Consider the following 23,062-nt stretch of genomic DNA (forward strand, 5'->3'; position numbering starts at 1 on the left):
ATGCTGGTGAATGGGTCGTTTGTTTGATTATTTTTTAGCCCTGAGTATCATTGGCAGCCGAATAGGTTGAAGGTTGATAATAGATGAGTGATTTATTCTGCGGCGCAACTCATGAGTTGGACGCAATCGGGCTTCGTTGCCCGGAACCCGTTATGATGGTTCGCAAAAAAGTGCGGCTGATGGCGGATGGCGAGACCCTGCTGGTCAGCGCCGACGATCCTTCAACCACCCGCGACATCCCCAGTTTCTGCCGCTTTATGGATCACACCCTGGTCGCCAGCGAGACAGAGCAGGCCCCCTACCGCTATCTGATCCGCAAGGGTCAATAAGCCCCTGTACCGGAGCACTCCATGACAACCATTACCCGAATCGGCACCACCCAGCGTTGGTCAGACGTGGTCATCCACAATGGCACCCTCTACGTGGTGGAAGTGCCCGTCAGCGAAGAGGCCGACATCCACCAGCAGACCCGCGAAGTGCTTGAGAGTCTGCAACGCCTGCTGGAAGCCAACGGCTCCGGCGTCGACAAGATCCTGATGGCCAATATCTATCTCAAAGACATTCAGGATATCGCTGCCTTCAACGAGCAGTGGGATGCCTGGATCCCGGCAGGCACCGCCCCCGTGCGCGCCTGCGTACAAGCCCGTCTGGCCCACGAAGGCTATAAGGTCGAAGTGCAGCTGACAGCGGCGGTCTAAGAGGCGCTTATCCCCCTCATCCCCGCCCCTTCTCCCACGAGGGGAGAAGGGAGCAAACAACAAGGCGTCATTGCTCGCCACAGCGCCAATAGAAAGGCCCCGCCATCACTGGCGGGGCCTTTTCGTTACCGAAACCTGAGCGACTTAGGCGGTCGGGGTCAGGGTAATGGTCACGCGGCGGTTCTGGGCTTTGCCAGCGGCGGTGCTGTTGGTAGCAACCGGCTGATCCGGGCCCACGCCGGTGGTGGAGATGCGGCTACCAGCTACGCCCTGACCAATCAGCTGGGCGGCAACGGCATCGGCACGATCGCGGGAGAGCTTCATGTTCAGATCGCGGGAACCTGTGCTGTCGGTGTGACCGACCACGTTCAGGCGGGTCTTGTCGAACTCGGCAACGACCATGGCCACGCCGGAGAGGGTGTTGGCACCGGCCGCTTTCAGCTGGGAACTGGAGCTGTCAAAGGTGACGTTGTTCGGCATGTTGAGGATCAGCTCATTGCCATTGCGGGTCACGCTGACGCCAGTGCCCTGCAGCTTCTCGCGCAGCTTGGCTTCCTGCACGTCCATGTAGTAGCCGATACCGCCACCCAGCGCCGCGCCGGCAGCAACGCCGGTCAGGATGCCCTTCTTGCGGTCACCCTTGCTGGAGGAGAGCGCACCTACGGCCGCACCGGCAGCGGCGCCAGCCAGCGCGCCCCAGGCACCTTTGGAGGTCTGGGATTCACCTGTGTAGGGGTTGGTGGTACAGCCGCTCAGGGCAACGGTCAGTGCCAGAGCAGGCACCAGGATCTTGGCTCGCATGAAAAAACCTCTGTGAAAACAATCCGGCACCATGCCGGGGGCCGGATTGTAACGCGCTGGCACGCCATTGTCTGACGCAAGCCTGAACAGATGGCGAGAGTGATGTTTTTTTGGCCAACCGGCGGGTCGTCAGCGCGGTAACTGCCACTCGGCGTGGCAAGGACAGCTGACCAGATGATCGTTCACCATCCCCACCGCCTGCATAAAGGCGTAACAGATGGTGCTGCCGACGAAGTTGAAGCCGAGCTTCTTGAGCGCTTTCGACATGGCATCTGACTCCGGCGAGGTCGCCGGAATATCGCCGTTGCCCTGCCGCTGGTTGACGATGGGGGCGCCGCCGACAAAGCCCCACAGGTAGTCGGCGAAGTCGATCCCCTGCTCCTGCAACGCCAGATAAGCGCGGGCATTTCTGATGATCGACTGCACCTTGAGCCGATTGCGGATGATGCCGGTGTCCAGCATCAACCGCTCCACATCCTGCTCGTCGAAGCGGGCAATCTGCACCGGATCAAAGTCCGCATAGGCGCGGTAATAGCTCTCGGTGCGCTTGAGGATGGTGATCCACGACAGCCCCGCCTGCTGGCCGTCGAGGCAGAGCTTGGCAAACAGCTCGCGGGCGTCATAGACCGGCCTGCCCCACTGTTTGTCATGGTATTCGATGTATTCCGGGTCCTTGGTCACCCAGGCGCAGCGCAGTTCCATTTCCTCTCCCTCGTTATTTCAGCGGTTTGCCCGACCCTGCCCACTCTGCAGGCGGCACTGCTCACATCATATACCGGACATCCCGCCCGACCAGCCACAGCGCAGCACCATCCCGTGAATCCGCTGCAATTTCGCCTATTATCCGACCATGCCAGACGGTATACTCCCTCGGTTCACATTCAGCAAATCTTGCTCTGATTTTCACTTCGCGCGAAAAAAATTATGCAAAAATTCGATGTCAAAACCTTTCAGGGCCTGATCCTGCAGCTGCAGGACTATTGGTCCCGCCAGGGCTGTACCATCATTCAGCCGCTGGATATGGAAGTGGGTGCCGGTACTTCCCACCCCATGACCTGTCTGCGTGCCCTGGGCCCGGAGCCCATCGCCTGCGCTTACGTGCAACCGTCCCGCCGTCCGACCGACGGCCGCTACGGTGAAAACCCGAACCGCCTGCAGCACTACTACCAGTTCCAGGTGATCATCAAGCCTTCCCCCGACAACATTCAGGAACTCTATCTGGGCTCCCTGAAAGAGCTGGGTATGGATCCTGAAATCCACGACATCCGCTTCGTGGAAGACAACTGGGAAAACCCGACTCTGGGTGCCTGGGGTCTGGGTTGGGAAGTGTGGCTGAACGGCATGGAAGTGACCCAGTTCACCTACTTCCAGCAGGTCGGCGGCCTCGAGTGCAAGCCGGTCACCGGCGAGATCACCTACGGTCTCGAGCGTCTGGCCATGTACATTCAGGGCGTGGACAGCGTCTACGATCTGGTCTGGTCTGACGGCCCGCTGGGCAAGACCACCTACGGCGACGTGTTCCACCAGAACGAAGTGGAGCAATCCACCTACAACTTCGAACACGCCGATGTGGAGTTCCTGTTCCACTGCTTCGAGCAGTACGAGAAGGAAGCCCAGAATCTGCTGGCACTGGAAAAACCGCTGCCGCTGCCTGCCTACGAGCGCATCCTGAAAGCCGCTCACTCCTTCAACCTGCTGGATGCCCGCAAGGCCATCTCGGTCACCGAGCGTCAGCGCTACATCCTGCGCATTCGCACCCTGACCAAGGCCGTGGCAGAGGCATACTACGCCTCCCGCGAAGCGCTGGGCTTCCCTATGTGTCAGCGCAGTGAGAACAAGCAAGGTTAAGGAACGGACATGGCACAACATACATTTCTGGTAGAGATCGGTACGGCTGAGCTGCCGCCCAAAGCCCTGCGCTCCCTGGCCGAAGCCTTTGCCGACAACTTCAAAGCCGAACTGACCAAGGCCGATCTGGCCTTCGGCGACGTCGAGTGGTTTGCCTCACCGCGCCGTCTGGCGCTGAAGGTAAGCGAGCTGGCCGGCGAACAGCCGAGCAAGAGCGTCGAGAAGCGCGGCCCGGCCGTGGCGCAGGCGTTCGATGCCGAAGGCAAGCCGACCAAGGCTGCCGAAGGCTGGGCCCGTGGCAACGGCATCACCGTTGAGCAGGCCGAGCGTCTGGTCACCGACAAGGGCGAGTGGCTGGTTCACACCGCCAAGGTCGAAGGCCGTCCGGCCGTCGATCTGCTGGGTGAGCTGGTTAGCCAGGCGCTGGCCAAGCTGCCTATCCCGAAGATGATGCGCTGGGGCGACAAGACCATCCAGTTCGTGCGTCCGGTCTTCACCGTGACCCTGCTGCTGGATGGCGAGCTGGTGCCCGCTCACATTCTGGGTATCGACTCTGCCCGCACCATTCGCGGCCACCGCTTTATGGGCGAGAGCGAGTTCACCATCGACAACGCCAGCCAGTACCCGCAAATCCTGCAGGAGCGCGGCATGGTGATTGCCGACTTCATGGCGCGCAAGGCCAAGATCAAGGCTGACGTCGAAGCGGCTGCTGCCGCCTTCGGTGGCGTTGCCGATCTGGACGACGCCCTGCTGGAAGAAGTGACCGCACTGGTCGAGTGGCCGGTGGTGCTGACCGCCAACTTCGAAGAGAAGTTCCTGGCCGTACCGGCCGAGGCGCTGGTGCACACCATGAAGGGTGACCAGAAGTACTTCCCGGTCTACGACAAGAGCGGCAAGCTGCTGCCGAAGTTCATCTTCGTCACCAACATCGAGTCCAAAGACCCGAGCCAGATCATCAGCGGCAACGAGAAGGTGGTTCGTCCCCGTCTCTCTGACGCCGAGTTCTTCTTCAAGACCGACCTCAAGCAGACCCTGGCCTCCCGCCTGCCGCGCCTTGAAACCGTGCTGTTCCAGCAACAGCTGGGCACCGTCAAGGCCAAGGTCGAGCGCATCGAGACCGTCGCCGGCTTTATCGCCGAGCGCATCGGTGCTGATGTCACTCAGGCCAAGCGTGCCGGTCTGCTCTCCAAGTGTGACCTGATGACCAACATGGTCGGCGAGTTCACCGACACCCAGGGTGTCATGGGGATGCACTACGCCCGTCACGATGGCGAAGACGAAGCAGTGGCCGTGGCCCTCAACGAGCAGTACATGCCGCGCTTTGCCGGCGATGCCCTGCCGTCCGGTCTGGTTGCCTGCGCCGTCGCGCTGGCCGACAAGTTCGACACCCTGGCCGGTATCTTCGGCATCGGCATGCTGCCGAAGGGTGACAAGGACCCGTTCGCCCTGCGTCGCGCCGCCATCGGTGCCCTGCGCATCATGACCGAGAAGCAGCTGGATCTGGATCTGGTTGAACTGGTTGAAGAAGCGGTACGCGTCTACGGCGACAAGCTGACCAACAAAACCGTCGTTACCGACGTGGTCGACTTTATGCTGGGCCGCTTCCGCGCCGCCTATCAGGACGAAGGCATCGGTGCCGACGTGGTGCTGGCCGTACTGGCCCGCCGCCCGACCCGCCCGCTCGACTTTGATCGCCGCGTCAAGGCCGTCAGCCACTTCCGCACGCTGGATGCCGCACTGGCACTGGCTGCCGCCAACAAGCGCGTGAGCAACATTCTGGCCAAGGTCGAAGGCGAACTGCCGACTGCCGTCAAACCGGAACTGCTGGTCGATGCCGCCGAGAAGGCGCTGGCCACCCAGGTTGCCGAACTGCAAGCCGAACTGGCCCCGCTGTTCGCCGCCGGTGACTATCAGGCTGCCCTCACCCGTCTGGCCGCCCTGCGCGAGCCGGTCGACACCTTCTTCAACGAAGTCATGGTGATGGCCGACGACGAAGCCCTCAAGGCCAACCGTCTGGCGCTGCTGAACAACCTGCGCAACCTGTTCCTGCAAGTCGCGGATATCTCCCTGCTGCAGTGATCTTGGTTGAGTAAGTGATATTAAAAACGGCGCCACGAGGCGCCGTTTTTAATTTATGACCTGCTATTTAGCATACTGAATATGCATCTTCTTCAATAATATAAATAGGATACGATAGTAGATCATTAACTCTGCGCTCTTGCTGATTAAACGTATATGATTGCTCGTTAGTAAAATACTTCATTTTATACAATGATGTTATTTTTTTCTTAGAAACAACTTTCCCACCCATTGATTTAATCTTATCTAATGGGTGAATAAAATTCCAACGACCAAATGGCTCTTCACCACTCTGATGCCGAGCGCTCTCATCTAGATCTTTGCTAAGGTTATAAACATATTGAAGCGCAGAACAACCAGAAATCATTTCACGAAATGCGGGAGTAGCATTAAATGATTCAACTAAGAACAAAAAAGTACCTAGATAGTTAAGACCATCATTTACGTATTGTTGTGGGTCTGGTTCAGAAACCCATAACACAATGTGACTTGTTTTTTCTGAAAAAATATTTTCAGGCATAGGTATAATAACTTTGTAGGCATCAAATGTTTCTTTTACAAAAGAAAAAGAATTAGCATAAGCCATATCCAAAGTTGAAGGCCTGAAATTAATTTTCAGACTTTCCTTATCAATTAGCTCTTCTACAACCTTTAATTTATATAGAATGGATGTAATGTCTTTTTCTTTTATATTAAAGCCAACATTAATCCCTGATGTCCCCACCGAAACATTTTTTTCCATATATTTAGCTTTCATTTCGCCAAAAAAAACCTGATGGCAAATTGATTCTATCATCTCACTATTTAAAAAAATATAATTTTGAATTCCACGGTTACCCAAGTTAGTCATTAAACGCAACCTCTAGTAAAATAAATTTAAACTCAATTTACTTAACTCTATGTTAATCCAAAAATAATATAGTTTACAATTACCCCGTAGATTAGCCGTCTGGAATAATAGAACGTTATCGTAAATTTATTATCGCACGGCCCCCTCCAGCTAAATAGCTGTTCCGAATAGTAGATCACTGGAGGTAGGGAACTCAGTCCAGTTTGTGCGATCTCATTAGTCGCCAAACAAAACAAGCCATACACAAAGGACTGAGTTGATGCCTATCCTACTACCCCTGCCACGACCACAACGGCGCCGCATTCACAAAATCATCCATGCCACGCGTGATAAAGGGCATGCTCGTCGCTTGATGGCCATCTTGCTGTTACATGAAGGACGCACGATCACTGATGTTCATCACCTTACCGGCGCGGCTCGCTCAACCATCGGTCGTTGGCTTCGGTGGTATCGGGATGAAGGCGTGGGGGCTCTAGAAGCCTTACCGGCTGGCCGTGCCCCGGTCTTACCTGTCGCCAAGATTGTCACCTTACTGGTGCTGCTCATGCAGTTTTCTCCGCAAGATTTTGGTTATCAGCGCAGCCGCTGGTGTACCGAACTATTGGCTATCAAAATCAATCGGTTAACAGGCCTCAATATGGCAGCCTCCACGCTCCGCCGATGGTTACCTCGTATGGACATTGTCTGGCGCAGGCCCGTGCCAACCTTGCGAATAAAAGACCCAGCCTATCAGGAGAAAATGACAAATATCGAAGCAGCGCTGGCCCGTTGTGATGCCGATAATCCGGTGTTTTATGAGGATGAAGTCGATATAGCCCGTAGGTTCGATTAGCCGGTAGGCGTAATCGGACGTTCGCGTAAATGGATTCTCCCGCTATCACGGCCAGCCGATTTCCCCCTACGGCTGGCCGCCCCTGAATAACGGCAACAACTGTAATCAAAACCTCTCGTTCGTCCGATTACGCTTCGCTAATCGAACCTACAGGGGGGTAATGAGCTGTTATCATTTGAGACAGTGCCCAGCGCCGCCACGCCCCGAGAGGAATGTCATGGATATACCTGCCGCCCCCGCCCCGTCCATCTGCCAGCTGTGTCAGGAGAAAGCAGATCTCGACTTCGATTTCACCATGGCCTTCCAGCCCATCGTTGATTGCAGCCAGCGCACCATATTCGGCTACGAGGCGCTGGTGCGGGGGCTCAACAACGAGCCGGCGCAGAGCGTGATTGCCCGGGTCAACGATGGCAACCGCTACCGCTTCGACCAGCTGTGCCGCATCAAGGCCATCGCGCTGGCCGCCCGGCTCGATATGCGGGGTATGCTGAGCATCAACTTTCTGCCCAATGCGGTCTACCGTCCGGAGCGCTGCATCCGCACCACCCTGCAGACGGCCCGCGAGCACCACTTCCCCATCGAGCAGATCATGTTCGAGCTGACCGAGGTGGAGCAGGTGCAAGACAGCCAGCATCTTCGCGGTATCGTCGATCACTATCAGGCCCTCGGTTTCAAAACGGCGATCGATGACTTTGGTGCCGGTTACTCGGGCCTCAACCTGCTGGCCGATTTTCACCCCAACATCGTCAAACTCGATATGCACCTGCTGCGGGGCATCGACCATGACCCGACCCGACAAGCCATAGTGCGCCACTGTCTGGCACTGTTTGCCGAGCTGCAGATCACCCCGCTGGCGGAAGGGATCGAGACCCGCGAAGAGATGGCCTGCCTGCGGGAGATGGGCATCAGCCTGATGCAGGGCTATCTGTTTGCCCGCCCCGGCTTTGAAACCCTGCCCACAGTGGATTTCGCCAGCCTCTAAGCCATATCGGCCTGCCCTGCTCCCCTCAGCCCACTCCCGCCCGAATAAGAAAACGGACACCCAAGGGTGTCCGTTTTTATGCCATATCACCTTGCCCCGAGGGGCTGTGTGCTGACGGTTTACAGATAGCTCTCATCGACGCCGATATGAGCCAGCGCAGCCAGTTCGAGCGGTGTCAGCTGGCTGGCGGAGTCGATCATGGTCGGCTCGCCACGGGCGGACCCGGGTAGTTGCAGCCGCTCCTTGAGCGCATCGGTCAAGCTGCCCACCAGATTGCCCATGCGGGTCAGGCGGGAGACCAGCACGGCCTCAGGACTGCTTTCGCTATCGGCAAAGCCGGAGACCTGAGCAACCGCGAAGTCGCAGATAGCCCTGGCTCGATCACCAAAAGCCCCTTCCAGCTGTTGCAGTACCTGCCGTGCCTCGCTGTCGCCGAGACGCCCCAGCTCCGCCTGCATATGGCCGGTGTCAAAACGCAGTCGCGCCCCGGCATCGAGCCGTTCCTCTCGCGGCTTGAGCGCGGTATGGTCCACCCACGCCTGCTCGGTCTGACCGGCAAACTGCATCAGGCCGCCCAGCACCAACCGCTGGTTGGGGCGCGCCGAGGCGAGACTGTCGAGGGCATGACCAAGGGAAGAGCCCTTGGCATCGCTGCCGCTGGCCAGCGAGAGCGCCAGAGTACGCAGGGTTTGCAGATCGCCACGGGTCTGCAACTTGGCCATGTGGGAACTGTTGATGGAGCCATCGGCAATGTGTTGATGCAGGGCATTGAGATCGCTGCTGCTCAGGGTCACCTCGGTCGAGGTTTGATCCCGCAGCAGGTAGCTGGCCTGATAGCTGATAAGATCCAGCGCCAGCTTGTAGCCGGTGGCCGGGGTCTGCCGCGCCATGGCGACCTGTTCGCGAGCAGCCCCTTTGCTCTCACCGCTTTGGACAGACGCCGCATCCGCTTTCGTGGTCGCACTTTGCGCCGGTTCGCCAGCGATTTCAGCCTTGACGGCCCGCTGCAGGTCGGCCACTTCACCCATCGCGGTGTGCAGTTGGCTCATCGCATCCTGCAGCAGTTCGGGGGTGGCGCTGGCGAGCAAGTCGGTCACCTTGCCCCCCACAGTGCCCCACTGCTGGAGCGGGATACCGGCGATGGGGCGAGCCAGCAGCCCGGCAGCCAACTCCCGGAGTTCCGGCTGCTGGGAGCCGACGACAACAGCCTGCAACGCGGTGCAGAGCGAACGCAGTGGGCCGTTGCCGGTCGCCAGAGTGGCGTGCTCCTTGCCCAGTTGTTCGGCTGCGATGTTGTTCAATACGTCCGCCTTGGCAAAGCCACCCAGCGAGCTACCAAATGCAGCCTGCTTCATCAGGCGCTGAAGATCCTCGGGGGAAGCTGCGGTTTGCGCCTTCGGCGCAGCGGCACTCTTGCCACTCCCCAGCAGGTTGCCAATCCACTCTTTGATGGCCACGAACGGACGGGCCAGTTGGGCCCCCAATCGCGAGAGCAGCCCCTGCCCTTTCTGCGGTTCGCTGCGGTTGCCCAGCAAGATCGCATCTTGTCCGGTGGCAACCTGACGTGCCTCCAGTTGGCCCATCCGGCCAACCCCTGTGGTTGCATCACTGTGGTGAGCGACGGCCTGTGTGCCGACGTTGTTTGCTTGAATCTGCATGATGATTGTCTTCTTGTGATGTTTCGCCGCCAGTCTAGGAGAGGCCATCAACAGGGACTATCGGGATTGGTCGCGATTTTTGTACTGAGCGCGGCGTGCTATCTCGCTGACCGAAAAGCTAAAAAAAGAGAGCCACCATTAACAGTGCCGCTGGCGGTGACCTGCTCTAATGGCGCCATCATCAATCTGGAGCCATCAATGAACTCTCTTTATCACGCCGCCATCCACCAGCTGTTTCTCTCCCTCTCCCTGCCTGCGCCGCAACAGGAGGAGAGCGTCACCAGCCTGCAGATCGGCGAACTGACCTGTCACCTGACCGAACACCCGGCCGACTATCTGCTGATGTTCACCCGCCTCGACGCGGCCACCAGCGCTCAGGCCGCCGCCCAGAACCTCTTCAGTCAGGACCCATGCAAACCGGTACTGGGTTTCGATACCGAGAGCCTGACACCGGTACTGTGGAGTCGTCAGCCCTTGCAGCAACTGGATCGCACCCAGATCCACCACCAGCTGGAACAGCTGGTACACGCCGCCAGCGAGATCAACAAAGGCCAGGACGGCACTATCCGGCCTTGAGCCATGAGCGTGACCACACCCCACGTCACCATAGATGGATAACTACACCTATGGCCTGAGCAAACTGGGCAGCGGGCACCCGGACTGGTATGGTTTTGCCATCAATTCATCAACGACCGAGATATCATGAAACGCAAAACCCTGGCCCTGCTGCTGGGCACCCATCTGCTGGTCGCGGCGGCAGGCTTTGCCGCCGGTGTCTACACCCTGCCGATCCTGATCGCGCCACCCGCCCCTGATACCGAGCAGGTAGCGGCCAGCCAGCAGCAAGCGAGATTCCACGGCACCTTTCGCCGGGATCTGAAAGACAGCGATCGTCTGCACTGGGGAGAAGGCAAGGTGAGCATAGGGCAGGATGCCATCAGTCTGATGGGCAAGCTGGCCCCCGGGCCGGACTACCAGCTCTACCTCTCCCCCGAGTTTGTCGAGACCGAAGCCGATTTTGCCCGCCTCAAGGATCAGATGGTGCGAGTCGGGCCGGTGAAGACCTTCGACAACTTTATCGTACCGCTGCCCGCCACGATCGATCCGGCCCGCTACAGCAGCGTGATCGTCTGGTGTGAAACCTTCGGCCAGTTCATCACCGCCGCCCGTTATCAGGATGAGAGTCCGGAGCAGTAACCTCGCCCCAGACCCGCACCATGAAAAAGGGCTGACATCGCTGTCAGCCCTTTGGCTATCAGGCCCGCTCGTCATTAACGCTCCGGTTTGGTCATCTCCTGCAGCAACTGATCGATGCAACCCACTACCTGCTCTGAGTTCTGCTCGATCTCGCGGTAGAGCGCCTCCGCCTCTTCATGCTTGTGCTGATTTTTCAGCTCGATAATCTGCTGGATCACCTGATGCAATCTGGCGTGGGGGGCGGCCATCGCCCTGAAGGCGGATTGATCGCCGCAGCATGTCTGCCCTTCGCTGAAGTACCAGTGGCCAAGGCGGCACTCCTTGTCGCTGACCGCCTCGCTGCGCGACAGCCCCTCCTGCCCATCCAGATAGGCGCGCACCCGGGTCTTCCAACCCATATGAGCGGCGCGGGCGCGACTCAGCACCATCCGCACGTTGGAGCCATCCTGGAACTGTCCGGCCAGATCCCCCAGCTTGTCCACCAGGGTCGCCACATGGCTGGCGATATGGGCGGTATCCCGCGCCACCAGAGTGGTGGCCTGGGAGATCTCGTGGACGCTGACGATATTGCGGGTGATCTCGTCGCTCACCGAGGATTGCTCCTCCGAAGCGGCGGCGATCTGGGTGTTCATGTCGCGAATGCTGTTGACCGCCCCCTTGATCCGGCCGAGGGCTTCTCCCGCCTGATTGGCCCGCTCCACCGACTCCCCCGCCCGTGAGACGCTGTGTTCGATCATGGTCACCGTGGTGCCCACCGCCCGTTGCAACTGCTCTATGGTGCCGCGGATCTCGGCGGTGGAGTGCTGGGTGCGGCCTGCCAGCGAGCGCACCTCGTCGGCCACCACCGCAAAACCGCGCCCCTGTTCACCGGCCCGGGCCGCCTCGATAGCGGCGTTGAGGGCCAGCAGGTTGGTCTGCTCGGCGATGGACTGGATCACCGCCAGCACCGAGCCAATCTGCTCACTGGCCTTGGCAACCTCTTTCACCGTGTTGCCCGCGCTGGCGATCTCCTCGGCCAGCTGTTCGATCATGTTGACGCTCTGCTGCACCACCTCATCGCCGGTGACCGCCTGATTGTCCGCTTCGTTGGCCGCTTCGGCCGCCTGCGCCGTGTTGTTGGCCACCTCGTGTACCGTGCTGGTCATCTCGGTCATGGCGGTGGCGAGCTGGGTGGTCTGTTCCTGCTGGCGCGTCATGCTGCCAAGGTTGCCAGCCGCACTGCGCGACAGCCGCTCACTCTCGCCAGCCAGCTCGCCCAGAGTGGCGGTGAGCTGGCTGATGGTGTCGCGGATCTTGGCAACAAAGGCATTGAACGCCGACCCGAGCCGGCGGATCTCCTCCGGCCCCGCCACCGGCAGCTTGCTGCCGAGATCGCCGGAGCCATTGGCCAGCGCCTCCAGCGCCTTGACGCTGTCGAGCAGCGGTCGATTGATGCGATTGAGAGCGAACGCCATCACCATGGCAATCACCAGAGCCCCTATCAGAGAGATGATCGCCATCTGCCAGCCCTGACGAGCCAGATCGGCCACGACCAGACTGTGATCCCGGGTCAATTCGATGATACCGACTGCCTTGCCGGAGTAATCGCGCAGGGGAGCCGCCATCACCAGCAAATCACTCCCCTGTTGCGTCATATTGACGAAACGTTCCTCACCGGCCAGTACCGGCTGATACCACTCCATCGCCTCACCAAGCCTGGATGTGCCAACCAGCGTCACCAGTTTGCCCTGCTCAAACAGATAGATGGCGAGCTGCACCTGCTTGTCCAGCAGTTGGCCAAACAGCTTTTCATCCAGGGCACGACCAAACTCCACCGAACCGACCGGCTGCCCGTTGAAGGTGACCGGCACGACCCCGCGCAAACCGGTACCAGCCACGCCAATCTCCAGCCCGCCAACGGCATGATGCTCGCGATTCACCTCAACCACAGTGGGGCGAATGGCAGAGAGGTCATCACCGTGTTTTTCAGGCTTGTGTACCCGATAGAGGGAGGTGGCTGGCGGCAGGTGGAACTGGAACTGCTCGATCCCCTGCGCCTTGATGGCAGGCCAGAGCGGATCAAACAGATTGGCGAGGGTCTGCCAATCCTGGTCGGCCACCGCCTTTGCTGCATCCGGCCGCTGGGCGATCAGGGTCGCCGCCAGCACGGTTTCATGGCTGGTGTTTTTGATCACCGCTTCCACGTTCTGGAGCTGGCTCCGCAGTGCAGCCTGCTCGGCCGCGAGCGCCCGCTGGCGATTTTCAAACAGATTAAAGGTAAGCAACACCACGGCGAGCAATACGATGCCGCCGATTGCCAGCAGCGTGATCTGGTGACCCAGCTTGCGAGGGGGGAACATAAGACACCATCCTTGACAGTCATACCCAACCTACAGGATGGAACGGTTAAGTCGGGAGTCCATCAGAACTTAACCCTTTGTTGATATTGATCAAACGATTAACAGGCAAAATGCGAGGTGGGTCAAACGGGGGGATATTCACCAGATAGAGGGTCATTCCCTGCTTCGTGAAAGGCCCTGCATCCAGACAATAACTAACCAGCAGGCTGGCGAGCGGATTAACGAAAACGGTGCAGGTGGTAGTCGACATGGTAGTCGTTACCATTGCGGAACATGATGGAGTAGTTGAGGAACTCTCCGCTCTCGCTGTATGAGAGCGAGGTGAGCCGCAGGATAGGGGCCCCCTGCTCGATATGGAGCAGCTCGGCAGTAACCCGATCCGCCAGCACGGCACTGAAGCACTCATAGTTACCCGCAATCGCGATGCCGCACTCCCGTTCGATGTAGTCGAATTTGGACCCTTCCAGATGGGCGACCGACAGATTGCGAAACAGTCTGACCGGCATATAGCTCTCTTCCAGCAGCAGAGCCCGACCATCCACCGAGCGGATCCGGCTGGAGTAATAGACGGGTTCATTCACCTTCACCCTCAGCTGACTGGCGATGGCCGGTGGCGCAGGCATGGTGCGAAATTCCAACACCTGGCTGGTCAACGTGCGCCCCTGCTCGCGCATCAGTTCGGTAAACCCGCTCAGCCCTTTGGTCTCATGCTGGACATCCTTTTTCGTCACATAGGTGCCGCTGCCGTGGCGCCGCTCGACCAATCCCCACTCGATCAACATGTCTACCGCTTTGCGAATGGTCATGCGGGAGACACCATACTGTTCTGCCAGCGCTTTTTCGCCCGGCAACACATCTCCCACCCGACACTCGGCACCGTTTACCCTGATCCTGAGTCGATCAGCCACCGATTTATAGATCACTGCTAGACATCTCCTGTGGTCACAACGCCAACCATCTTATTCTTAATCAAGTGGCTAAATTGTTTAAAAACAATAACTTAACTTTCAACTAAAGCTGCAAGAACATCACAAAACCAAGAGGTACAACAATATCGCAAAAGTTAGACATCTTTGTCTAAATAACTGCATGCGTCAGATCACATTATTCCAAGATATTTCATGAGGTCTCTTTTTATCGTTGCTAATTTGCATCTGGCAACACCGGCAAGGATTCGATTAGCTATTTCAACCAAGGGACAATATATGCTCAGTCAAATTCAACGTTTTGGCGGAGCAATGTTCACTCCTGTACTGCTTTTTCCTTTTGCAGGTATGGTAGTAGGCATTGCAATTATGCTGAAAAACCCGATGTTTGTCGGTGAATCACTGGCAAACCCACAAGGATTATTCTTCCAGATCATCCATATTATTGAAGAGGGTGGCTGGACAGTATTCAGAAATATGCCGCTCATATTTGCGATTGGTCTGCCAATCGGTCTGGCAAATAAGGCACAAGCCAGAGCTTGTCTGGCTGTATTGGTCAGTTTCATGACCTGGAACTATTTTATCAACGCCATGGGCATGACCTGGGGCAGTTATTTCGGGGTCGACTTCAGTCAGGATGTGGGGGGGGAAAGTGGCCTCGCCATGGTGGCGGGGATCAAAACCCTGGATACCAGCATCATAGGGGCCATCGTCATCTCCGGCATCGTGACGGCACTGCACAACCGCCTGTTTGATCGCCAACTGCCGGTCTTTCTCGGCATCTTTCAGGGCAGCTCCTTTGTCACCATTGTCGCCTTCTTCGTGATGATCCCCTGCGCCTGGCTGACCCTGCTTGGCTGGCCAAAAGTACAGATGGGCATCGCCTCCCTGCAGAATTTCATGCTGGTCTCGGGTCCGGTCGGGGTGTGGGTATACACCTTCCTCGAGCGGATTTTGATCCCGACCGGCCTGCATCACTTTATCTACGGCCCCTTCATCTTCGGCCCAGCGGCAGTAGAGGGGGGCATTCAGCTCTATTGGGCGCAGCACATGCTGGAGTTCAGCCAGAGCACTCGCCCGCTGATTGAACAGTTCCCTCAGGGTGGCTTTGCCCTGCACGGCAACTCGAAGATTTTCGGTGCCATGGGGATTGCCCTGGCCATCTATGCCACGGCAACCAAAGAGAACAAGGCCAAGGTGGCAGGCCTGCTGATCCCGGCCACCCTGACCGCCATTCTGGTCGGTATCACCGAGCCGCTGGAGTTCACCTTCCTCTTCATCTCGCCGCTGCTGTTTGCCATCCACGCCCTGCTGGCAGCCACCATGTCGACTGTGATGTACCTGTTTGGTGTGGTCGGCAACATGGGTGGAGGTCTGCTCGACCAGTTCCTGCCGCAGAACTGGATACCCATGTTCCACAACCATGCGGGAATGATGTTCACCCAGATCGCTATCGGGTTGGTCTTTACCGGAATCTGGTTCCTGATATTCCGCGCGCTGATTATCAGACTCAATCTTAAAACACCGGGGCGGGAAGACAGTGAAATAAAGCTTTATTCCAAGTCAGATTATCAGGCAGCCAAAAACCAGCGGGGCAGTGATAGTGCAACACAAATTATCGAAGCGCTTGGTGGAGTCAAAAATATACGCAGTCTGAATAATTGTGCCACCCGCTTAAGAATATCGCTGGTTAACAGCAAGCTAGCCGCTGCAGATGAGAAGTTTATTAAATTAGGGGCCCATGGTGTTGTCCGCCATGGCGATAGTATCCAAGTAATTATCGGTCTGCATGTACCTCAGGTACGTGAAAATATGGAATCGATTATGAACAACAGTCATCAACAATCGTCTTTAGTAATGGAGTCATGATCATGAAAAAATTCTCTGTAGTCATTGCCGGTGGTGGCAGCACTTTTACTCCTGGTATCGTTCTGATGTTGCTGGAAAATCAACATCGCTTCCCGCTCAAGGAGATCAAATTCTACGACAACGATGGTGCCCGTCAGGAGATCATCGCCGAAGCCTGCAAAATCTTGCTGAAAGAGAAGGCTCCCGAGATCGCCTTCAGCTATGGCACCGACCCCAAAGCAGCGTTTAGCGATGTAGATTTCGTCATGGCCCATATCCGGGTTGGCAAATATCCGATGCGCGAGCTGGACGAGAAGATCCCGCTGCGTCATGGCGTGGTCGGTCAGGAGACCTGCGGCCCGGGCGGTATCGCCTACGGCATGCGCTCCATCGGCGGAGTGCTGGAGCTGGTCGACTATATGGAGCAGTACTCACCCAATGCCTGGATGCTCAACTACTCCAACCCGGCCGCCATTGTGGCCGAAGCGACCCGTCGCCTGCGTCCCAACGCCAAAATCCTCAACATCTGCGACATGCCGATCGGGATCGAGGGGCGCATGGCCCAGATTGCCGGTCTCAAATCCCGCAAAGAGATGCGGGTACGCTATTACGGCCTCAACCACTTTGGCTGGTGGACCCGCATCGAAGATCTGGAAGGCAACGACCTGATGCCGAAGATCAAGGAGCACGTCGCCCGCCACGGCTATGTGCCCAATAGCGCCAGCCATGCCGAAGCAAGCTGGAACGATACCTTCGCCAAGGCAAAGGATGTGTGGGCGCTCGACCCGGATACCCTGCCTAACACCTATCTGAAGTACTACCTCTACCCGGACTATGTGGTGGCCCACTCCAACCCGGAACACACCCGTGCCAACGAGGTGATGGAGCACCGCGAGAAGCAGGTCTTCACCGCCTGTACCGACATCGTCAAGGCAGGTAATTCAGCAGCGGGCGAGCTGGAGATCGATGAACACGCCTCCTATATCGTTGACCTGGCAACCGCCATTGCCTTCAACACCCAGGAGCGGATGTTGCTGATCGTTCCCAATCGCGGCGCCATCCCCAACTTTGACCCGGAAGCCATGGTCGAGATCCCCTGCCTGGTCGGCAGCAGCGGACCTGAGCCGCTGCAGGTGGGCAGCATCCCGCTGTTCCAGCAGGGCATGATGGGCCAGCAGGTCGCGGTCGAGAAACTGGTGGTCGAAGCCTGGGTTGAGCACTCTTACCAGAAACTGTGGCAAGCCATCACCCTCTCCAAGACAGTGCCCAGTGCATCGGTGGCCAAGTCCATTCTCGATGACTTGATAGAGGCCAACAAAGCCTACTGGCCGGAACTGAAATAAACCGCCCATAAACAAAAACCCCCTCGTGACAGAGGGGGTTTTTCGTGTTGGCAATGGGTGCGGATTAACGCAGCGGTTTGACCGAGCGACGGACAATCAGCTCGGGCTGTACCGTCATCGATTCCACTTCCAGCTCCTTGTTGCGGATCCGGCTGACCAGATGCTTCACCGCCAGCTGGCCCAGTTCGGCCTTAGGGTGACGGATGGTAGTCAACGGCGGGCTGGAGAAGCGCGCCATCTCCACATCGTCGTAGCCGATGATGGAGATATCGTCCGGCACCTTGACTCCGGCTTCCCAGGCAGCGCAAATCGCGCCGATCGCCATGGGATCGTCGAAGGCAAAGACCGCGGTCGGACGAGGCTGCAGGGCCAGGATGCGCTGCATGGCATCGAAGCCGCTCTGGCTCTCGTAATCCCCTTCGAAGACCTGCTCATCTTTGAGGGTCAGACCGTGTTCGCCCAGCGCATCACGTACCCCGTCCAGTCGCTGCTGGGTGGTCGGCTTGGAGAGCTGGCCAGTGATGCAGACGATGTCGCGGTGCCCCAGCTCCAGCAGATGGCGAACGGCCATGCGGGCGCCGATGCGGGCGTTGTCGTTGATGACGTTGGCGAAATCGCACTCCGTGCCCCAATCCAGTACCACCTGCGGTACGTTCTTGTGGATGCGCAGCATGTCACGCAACGGGGTGTCGATATCGGTACCCAATACCAGCAGGCCATCCACCCGTTTTTCCATCAGCATTCTCAGGTAATGCTGTTGGCGAGGCGGCTGGTTTTCGGTGTTGCAGAGGATCAGGCTGTAGCCCTGTTCGAAGCAGTACGCTTCAACCCCTTGCACCACTTCTGCGAAGAAGGGGTTTACGCTGGTGGTCACCAGCATGCCAATGGTCTTGGTCGAATTTATTTTAAGACTGCGCGCTACCGAGTTGGGCGCGTAGTTGAGTTCTGCCACCGCCTCAATCACTTTCTGGGTCGCGTCTTCGCTGACCCGCCGAGTGTGGTTGAGCACATGTGAGACGGTGGAGATGGATACGCCTGCGCGCGAGGCGACATCCTTGATAGTGGCCATCTCTGTCTCCTGACTGTCAAAGGCGGAACATTAGCAGATTTCCCGAATAAAGGCTTGGTTTTAACGAGCTCTGCCACGGAATTGTCAATGCCGGCTAATTTAGGCGCTCATTTTTGTTTGCGCAAATGGATTGTGGTCAAAATGGGAGCGCTGTCAGAGTAAAATATCGCCAGATTAATCCTCTGGCGTTTGTCAGAATCGCCTCTCGTTACCAAGATGTTAAGTCAACAAATCAAAATTAAACTCTGATTAGCGGAAAATAACAGGTCATTTATTTCAAAATCCGCCCATCCAACCCCCTCTGGTTAGTATCTTTAACAGCTTGTTATTGCCCCGTGAGGAATGATAGAACCATACCTATAGCCGGATGCACGGGATGTAGATCCGGAATGGCACACGGAAATGAAACAATCCACTGATTAAGGGACGAATCAATGCATAAGTTGAGCAAAATCACAGTTGGCGCAGCGGTTTCTTTGGCTCTGTTTGGATCGATCTCCATCGCCCACGCGGCAGACACCATCAAGATCGGTATCGCAGGCCCGGTTACCGGCCCGGTTGCCCAGTACGGGGACATGCAGTTCACCGGCGGCAAGATGGCGGTCGAGCAGATCAACAAGGCTGGCGGCATCAATGGCAAGCAGATCGAAGCGGTCGTCTATGACGATGCCTGCGATCCCAAACAGGCGGTGGCCGTCGCGAACAAGGTGGTGAATGACGGCGTCAAGTTCGTGGTCGGCCACCTCTGCTCCGACAACACCCTGCCCGCCTCCGACATCTATGAAGACGAGGGGATCCTGATGGTCACCCCCGCCTCCACCAACCCCAAGATCACCGAGCGCGGTTACCAGCTGACCCTGCGCACCATCGGCCTGGATAGCGATCAGGGCCCGACTGCCGCCAAGTACATCATCGAGCAGGTCAAACCCCAGCGCGTGGCCGTTATCCACGACAAGAAGCAGTACGGTGAAGGGATCGCCTCCAGCGTCAAAGCGGCGCTCGACAAGGCTGGCGTGAAAGTGGTGGCCTTTGAAGGGATCACCGCCGGTGACAAGGACTTCTCCGCCCTGATCGCCAAGCTGCAGAAAGAGAACGTCGATTTCGTCTACTACGGCGGCTATCACCCTGAGCTGGGTCTGATCCTGCGTCAGGCTGGCGAGAAGGGGCTGAAAGCCAAGTTCATGGGCCCGGAAGGGGTGGGTAACAAGGATATCTCCGCCATCGGTGGCCCGGCTTCCGAAGGCCTGCTGGTGACCCTGCCGAACAAATACGATCTGGTGCCGGCCAACGCCCCGCTGGTGGCGGCGTTCAAGGCCAAGGGTCAGGACTCCTCCGGCCCGTTCGTCTGGACTACCTATGCCGCGGTGCAAACCCTGGCAGCCGGTATCGCCAAAGCGGGTGAAGATGACCCGGCTGCCGTTGCCGCCGCCATCAAGGCCGCCCCGATCGATACCGTGATGGGCCCCCTGACCTGGGCACCGAACGGTGACCTGAAAGGCTTCGAATTCGGTGTGTTCCAGTGGCACGCTGACGGTACTTCCAGCCAAGTCAAATAATCTGCCGATCGGGGGTGAGTACACTCACCCCCTCCTCTCTTTGCGGGCAAGTACAGGGAACGCAGTATGTCCGAACACCTCCTCTATCTGGTTCAGCAACTGCTGAACGGATTAACTATAGGCAGCACCTATGCGTTGATCGCCATTGGCTACACCATGGTCTATGGCATCATCGGCATGATCAACTTCGCCCACGGCGAGGTATACATGATCGGCTCCTATGTCGCTTTCATGGTGATGGCGGGGCTCATGATGATGGGCATCGACAGCACCTTTCTACTGCTGGGGGGCGCCTTCCTGGTCAGTATCATCATCACCGGCACCTATGGCTGGAGCATCGAGCGGGTCGCCTACCGGCCACTGCGCGGTGGCAACCGGCTGATCCCCCTCATCTCCGCCATCGGCATGTCGATCTTCCTGCAGAACATGATGCGAATGGCTCAGGGCTCGCGGGATATCGCCATGCCCAGCCTGATCTCCGGCGGCTGGACCCTGGGGGGTGAGGATGGCTTTCAGGCCAGCCTCTCCTATATGCAGCTGATTATCTTCGTGGTGACTTTCATCACCATGCTGGCGCTGACCCAGTTCATCGGCCGCTCCCGCATGGGTCGCGCCTGCCGCGCCTGTTCGGAAGATATCAAGATGGCCAACCTGCTGGGCATCGACACCCACGTGGTCATCTCCATCACCTTCGTGCTGGGGGCCGCGCTGGCCGCCGTCGCCGGGGTGCTGCTCGGCATGTATTACGGCGTCATCAACCCCTACCTCGGCTTTATGGCCGGTCTGAAGGCCTTCACTGCCGCTGTATTGGGTGGTATCGGCAGCATTCCGGGCGCCGTACTGGGCGGCCTGCTGCTCGGCGTGGTTGAAGCGCTCACCGCCGGTTATCTCAGCACCGAGTACAAGGATGTGATGGCGTTTGCCCTGCTCATTTTTGTGCTGCTCTTTATGCCGACCGGCATCCTGGGTCGTCCGGAAGTGGAGAAAGTGTGATGAAACATCAATTTATCCACGCCTGTATCGCCAGCCTGGTGCTGCTGGTGCTCTCTTTCTGGCTGCTCGGCTTCAAGCTGGAGACCGATGGCTCCAGCCTGCAGGTAGTGAGCCGCCTCGATGTGTCGCTGGCCTGGCTGCTGGGGGGCGCCACCCTCGTTTTCTGGTTCCAGATGCTGCGCGGCCAGATTGCCAAGCTGTTTCAGGCCTCCATCAGCGGCTTCTCGGTCGGCTTTACCAAGCTGGTGCTGCCGAGCCCGGAAGAGGCGCCCAAGCTCTATAACCTCACCGCCGTGCTGGTGCTGCTGTTCGCGGTGAGCTGGCCCTTTATGGCCTCTCGCGGTGCCATCGATCTCGCCACCCTCACCCTGATTTACATCATGCTGGGGCTGGGGCTGAACGTGGTGGTCGGCCTCGCCGGTCTGCTCGATCTCGGCTATGTCGGCTTCTACGCGGTCGGTGCCTACAGCTATGCCCTGCTCAACACCTACTTCGGACTGAGCTTCTGGGAGTGCCTGCCCATCGCCGGGCTGATGGCCGCGACCTTCGGCTTCCTGCTCGGTTTCCCGGTGCTGCGGCTGCGGGGGGACTATCTGGCCATCGTCACCCTGGGTTTTGGCGAGATCATCCGCATCCTGCTCAACAACATGACTACCCTGACCGGCGGCCCGAACGGTATATCCGGCATTCCCAAGCCGACGCTGGGGGGTCTGGAGTTCAACCGCACCGTCAAGGATGGGGGCTTTGATACCTTCCACAACTTCTTCGGCATTACCTACAACGCCAACCACAAGGTGATCTTCCTCTACCTGATGGCGCTGGTGCTGGTGGTAGTGACCCTGTTCGTCATCAACCGCCTGCTGCGCATGCCCCTTGGCCGCGCCTGGGAAGCGCTGCGGGAGGACGAGATCGCCTGCAAATCGCTGGGGCTCAACCCCACCATCATCAAGCTGACCGCCTTCACCATAGGCGCCACCTTTGCCGGTTTCGCAGGCAGCTTCTTTGCCTCGCGGCAGGGCTTTATCAGCCCGGAATCCTTCGTCTTTATCGAGTCGGCCATTGTGCTGGCGATTGTGGTGCTGGGTGGTATGGGCTCCCAGATCGGGGTGGTGCTGGCCGCTATCGTGATGACGGTGCTGCCGGAGCTGGCCCGCGAGTTCAACGAGTATCGCATGCTGATGTTCGGCCTCTTGATGGTGTTCATGATGATCTGGCGGCCACAGGGATTGCTGCCGATGACCCGTCCGCATCTGGAGTTGAAGAAATGAGTACACATCAGAAGTTATTGGAAGTTTCTGATCTGTCGATGCGCTTCGGGGGCCTGCTGGCCGTCAACGGAGTAAAACTGGATATCGACAAGGGCGAAGTGATCTCCATCATCGGCCCCAACGGGGCGGGCAAGACCACCATCTTCAACTGCCTGACCGGCTTCTACAGCCCGAGCGGCGGCACCATCCGCTACAAAGGTGAGGAGATCCAGGGGCTACCCGGCCACCTTATCGCCCGCAAGGGGGTTGTGCGTACCTTCCAGCACGTGCGGCTGTTCAAGGAGATGACGGCGGTGGAGAACCTGCTGGTTGCCCAGCACCAGCACCTCAACACCAGCTTTATCGCCGGTCTGTTCAAGACCCCGGCCTTCCGCCGGGCGGAGCAGGAGGGGCTGGAGCGGGCCGCCTTCTGGCTGGATAAAGTGGGCCTCAAGGATCTCGCCAACCGAGCCGCCGGCAACCTGGCCTACGGTCAGCAGCGCCGACTCGAGATCGCCCGCTGCATGGCGACCCGTCCCGAGCTGCTGATGCTGGATGAACCGGCTGCTGGCCTCAACCCGAAGGAGACCGACGAGCTGGACGAGCTGATCATGAGCCTGCGGGACGAATTCGGGGTCTCGGTGCTGCTGATCGAACACGATATGAAGCTGGTGATGGGCATCTCCAACCGCATCTTCGTGGTCAGCCAGGGCACCCCGCTGGCCCACGGCAAGCCGGATGAAATCCGCAACAATCCGGCAGTGATCAAGGCCTATCTGGGCGAGTCGTAAGGACA

At 58.2% G+C, this 23,062-nt stretch carries 20 protein-coding genes and 1 pseudogene; 14 read left to right on the forward strand and 7 right to left on the reverse strand.

What is annotated here, in order from left to right; all coding sequences use genetic code 11:
- Positions 1-83 precede the first annotated feature (83 nt).
- The gene (gene tusA / locus I6L47_RS13560; RefSeq protein WP_005339470.1) at positions 84-329 is read left to right on the forward strand and encodes a sulfurtransferase TusA; all 246 of its coding nucleotides are present in this window, start codon (positions 84-86) and stop codon (positions 327-329) included.
- Between the two features lie 21 nt (positions 330-350).
- Positions 351-698, forward strand: a complete 348-nt coding sequence (locus I6L47_RS13565) for a RidA family protein (protein WP_019446300.1) — start codon at positions 351-353, stop codon at positions 696-698.
- 144 nt (positions 699-842) lie between these two features.
- Here I6L47_RS13565 and I6L47_RS13570 read toward each other — a convergent pair whose 3' ends face one another.
- Both I6L47_RS13570 and I6L47_RS13575 read right to left on the reverse strand, forming a co-directional pair.
- Positions 843-1,499 carry an OmpA family lipoprotein gene (locus I6L47_RS13570; protein ID WP_005339468.1) on the reverse strand — a complete coding sequence of 219 codons (657 nt, stop codon included), beginning with the start codon at positions 1,497-1,499 and terminating at the stop codon, positions 843-845.
- A 129-nt stretch (positions 1,500-1,628) separates the two neighbouring features.
- Positions 1,629-2,201 carry a DNA-3-methyladenine glycosylase I gene (locus tag I6L47_RS13575; RefSeq protein ID WP_216947616.1) on the reverse strand — a complete coding sequence of 191 codons (573 nt, stop codon included), beginning with the start codon at positions 2,199-2,201 and terminating at the stop codon, positions 1,629-1,631.
- Between the two features lie 222 nt (positions 2,202-2,423).
- On the opposite strand from I6L47_RS13575, the gene glyQ reads away from it, so the two are divergent.
- Both glyQ and glyS read left to right on the forward strand, forming a co-directional pair.
- Positions 2,424-3,347: a glycine--tRNA ligase subunit alpha gene (gene glyQ / locus I6L47_RS13580; RefSeq protein ID WP_005339464.1), complete on the forward strand. Its 924-nt coding sequence runs from the start codon at positions 2,424-2,426 to the stop codon at positions 3,345-3,347.
- Between the two features lie 9 nt (positions 3,348-3,356).
- Positions 3,357-5,426 carry a glycine--tRNA ligase subunit beta gene (glyS, locus tag I6L47_RS13585; protein ID WP_216947617.1) on the forward strand — a complete coding sequence of 690 codons (2,070 nt, stop codon included), beginning with the start codon at positions 3,357-3,359 and terminating at the stop codon, positions 5,424-5,426.
- 67 nt (positions 5,427-5,493) lie between these two features.
- Here the strand turns inward: glyS and I6L47_RS13590 are convergent, their stop codons facing one another.
- Complete coding sequence (locus I6L47_RS13590; protein WP_216947618.1) at positions 5,494-6,276, reverse strand: hypothetical protein; 783 nt, start codon at positions 6,274-6,276, stop codon at positions 5,494-5,496.
- A gap of 259 nt (positions 6,277-6,535) precedes the next feature.
- On the opposite strand from I6L47_RS13590, the pseudogene I6L47_RS13595 reads away from it, so the two are divergent.
- Both I6L47_RS13595 and I6L47_RS13600 read left to right on the forward strand, forming a co-directional pair.
- A pseudogene (locus I6L47_RS13595) lies at positions 6,536-7,090 on the forward strand (IS630 family transposase); the annotation flags it as partial.
- A 235-nt stretch (positions 7,091-7,325) separates the two neighbouring features.
- Positions 7,326-8,090, forward strand: coding sequence for an EAL domain-containing protein (locus I6L47_RS13600; RefSeq protein WP_216947619.1), 765 nt, complete (start codon positions 7,326-7,328; stop codon positions 8,088-8,090).
- A 119-nt stretch (positions 8,091-8,209) separates the two neighbouring features.
- Here I6L47_RS13600 and I6L47_RS13605 read toward each other — a convergent pair whose 3' ends face one another.
- Entirely contained in the window at positions 8,210-9,748 is a 1,539-nt protein-coding gene (locus tag I6L47_RS13605) for an ADP-ribosyltransferase (protein WP_216947620.1), read from the reverse strand.
- Positions 9,749-9,946: 198 nt separating this feature from the next.
- On the opposite strand from I6L47_RS13605, the gene I6L47_RS13610 reads away from it, so the two are divergent.
- A complete protein-coding gene (locus I6L47_RS13610; protein WP_019446305.1) occupies positions 9,947-10,324 on the forward strand; it encodes a CesT family type III secretion system chaperone in 378 nt (125 codons plus the stop codon).
- A gap of 126 nt (positions 10,325-10,450) precedes the next feature.
- A complete protein-coding gene (locus I6L47_RS13615; RefSeq protein WP_216947621.1) occupies positions 10,451-10,945 on the forward strand; it encodes a DM13 domain-containing protein in 495 nt (164 codons plus the stop codon).
- Positions 10,946-11,019: 74 nt separating this feature from the next.
- On the opposite strand, the gene I6L47_RS13620 is transcribed toward I6L47_RS13615, so the two are convergent.
- Both I6L47_RS13620 and I6L47_RS13625 read right to left on the reverse strand, forming a co-directional pair.
- Positions 11,020-13,284 carry a methyl-accepting chemotaxis protein gene (locus I6L47_RS13620; protein WP_216947622.1) on the reverse strand — a complete coding sequence of 755 codons (2,265 nt, stop codon included), beginning with the start codon at positions 13,282-13,284 and terminating at the stop codon, positions 11,020-11,022.
- Between the two features lie 218 nt (positions 13,285-13,502).
- Positions 13,503-14,207 carry a GntR family transcriptional regulator gene (locus I6L47_RS13625; RefSeq protein WP_005357335.1) on the reverse strand — a complete coding sequence of 235 codons (705 nt, stop codon included), beginning with the start codon at positions 14,205-14,207 and terminating at the stop codon, positions 13,503-13,505.
- Between the two features lie 282 nt (positions 14,208-14,489).
- On the opposite strand from I6L47_RS13625, the gene I6L47_RS13630 reads away from it, so the two are divergent.
- Complete coding sequence (locus tag I6L47_RS13630) at positions 14,490-16,079, forward strand: alpha-glucoside-specific PTS transporter subunit IIBC (protein WP_216949360.1); 1,590 nt, start codon at positions 14,490-14,492, stop codon at positions 16,077-16,079.
- Entirely contained in the window at positions 16,076-17,401 is a 1,326-nt protein-coding gene (locus I6L47_RS13635) for a 6-phospho-alpha-glucosidase (RefSeq protein WP_206692012.1), read from the forward strand. Before I6L47_RS13630 ends, I6L47_RS13635 begins: the two co-directional genes overlap by 4 nt.
- Before the next feature lie 64 nt (positions 17,402-17,465).
- On the opposite strand, the gene I6L47_RS13640 is transcribed toward I6L47_RS13635, so the two are convergent.
- Positions 17,466-18,470, reverse strand: a complete 1,005-nt coding sequence (locus I6L47_RS13640) for a substrate-binding domain-containing protein (protein ID WP_005355925.1) — start codon at positions 18,468-18,470, stop codon at positions 17,466-17,468.
- Between the two features lie 434 nt (positions 18,471-18,904).
- Here I6L47_RS13640 and I6L47_RS13645 point away from each other — a divergent pair, with 434 nt between their 5' ends.
- From I6L47_RS13645 to livG, 4 genes are all read left to right on the forward strand, one after another.
- Positions 18,905-20,026: a branched-chain amino acid ABC transporter substrate-binding protein gene (locus I6L47_RS13645; protein ID WP_005339442.1), complete on the forward strand. Its 1,122-nt coding sequence runs from the start codon at positions 18,905-18,907 to the stop codon at positions 20,024-20,026.
- A gap of 66 nt (positions 20,027-20,092) precedes the next feature.
- Positions 20,093-21,019, forward strand: a complete 927-nt coding sequence (gene livH / locus I6L47_RS13650; RefSeq protein WP_005339439.1) for a high-affinity branched-chain amino acid ABC transporter permease LivH — start codon at positions 20,093-20,095, stop codon at positions 21,017-21,019.
- Entirely contained in the window at positions 21,019-22,287 is a 1,269-nt protein-coding gene (locus I6L47_RS13655; protein WP_005355922.1) for a high-affinity branched-chain amino acid ABC transporter permease LivM, read from the forward strand. The genes livH and I6L47_RS13655 overlap by 1 nt, the downstream gene beginning before the upstream one ends.
- The gene (gene livG / locus I6L47_RS13660; protein ID WP_216947623.1) at positions 22,284-23,057 is read left to right on the forward strand and encodes a high-affinity branched-chain amino acid ABC transporter ATP-binding protein LivG; all 774 of its coding nucleotides are present in this window, start codon (positions 22,284-22,286) and stop codon (positions 23,055-23,057) included. The genes I6L47_RS13655 and livG overlap by 4 nt, the downstream gene beginning before the upstream one ends.
- Positions 23,058-23,062 lie beyond the last annotated feature (5 nt).

This window comes from Aeromonas sp. FDAARGOS 1417 (genome assembly GCF_019046985.1).
GTDB classification, from domain to species: domain Bacteria; phylum Pseudomonadota; class Gammaproteobacteria; order Enterobacterales; family Aeromonadaceae; genus Aeromonas; species Aeromonas veronii.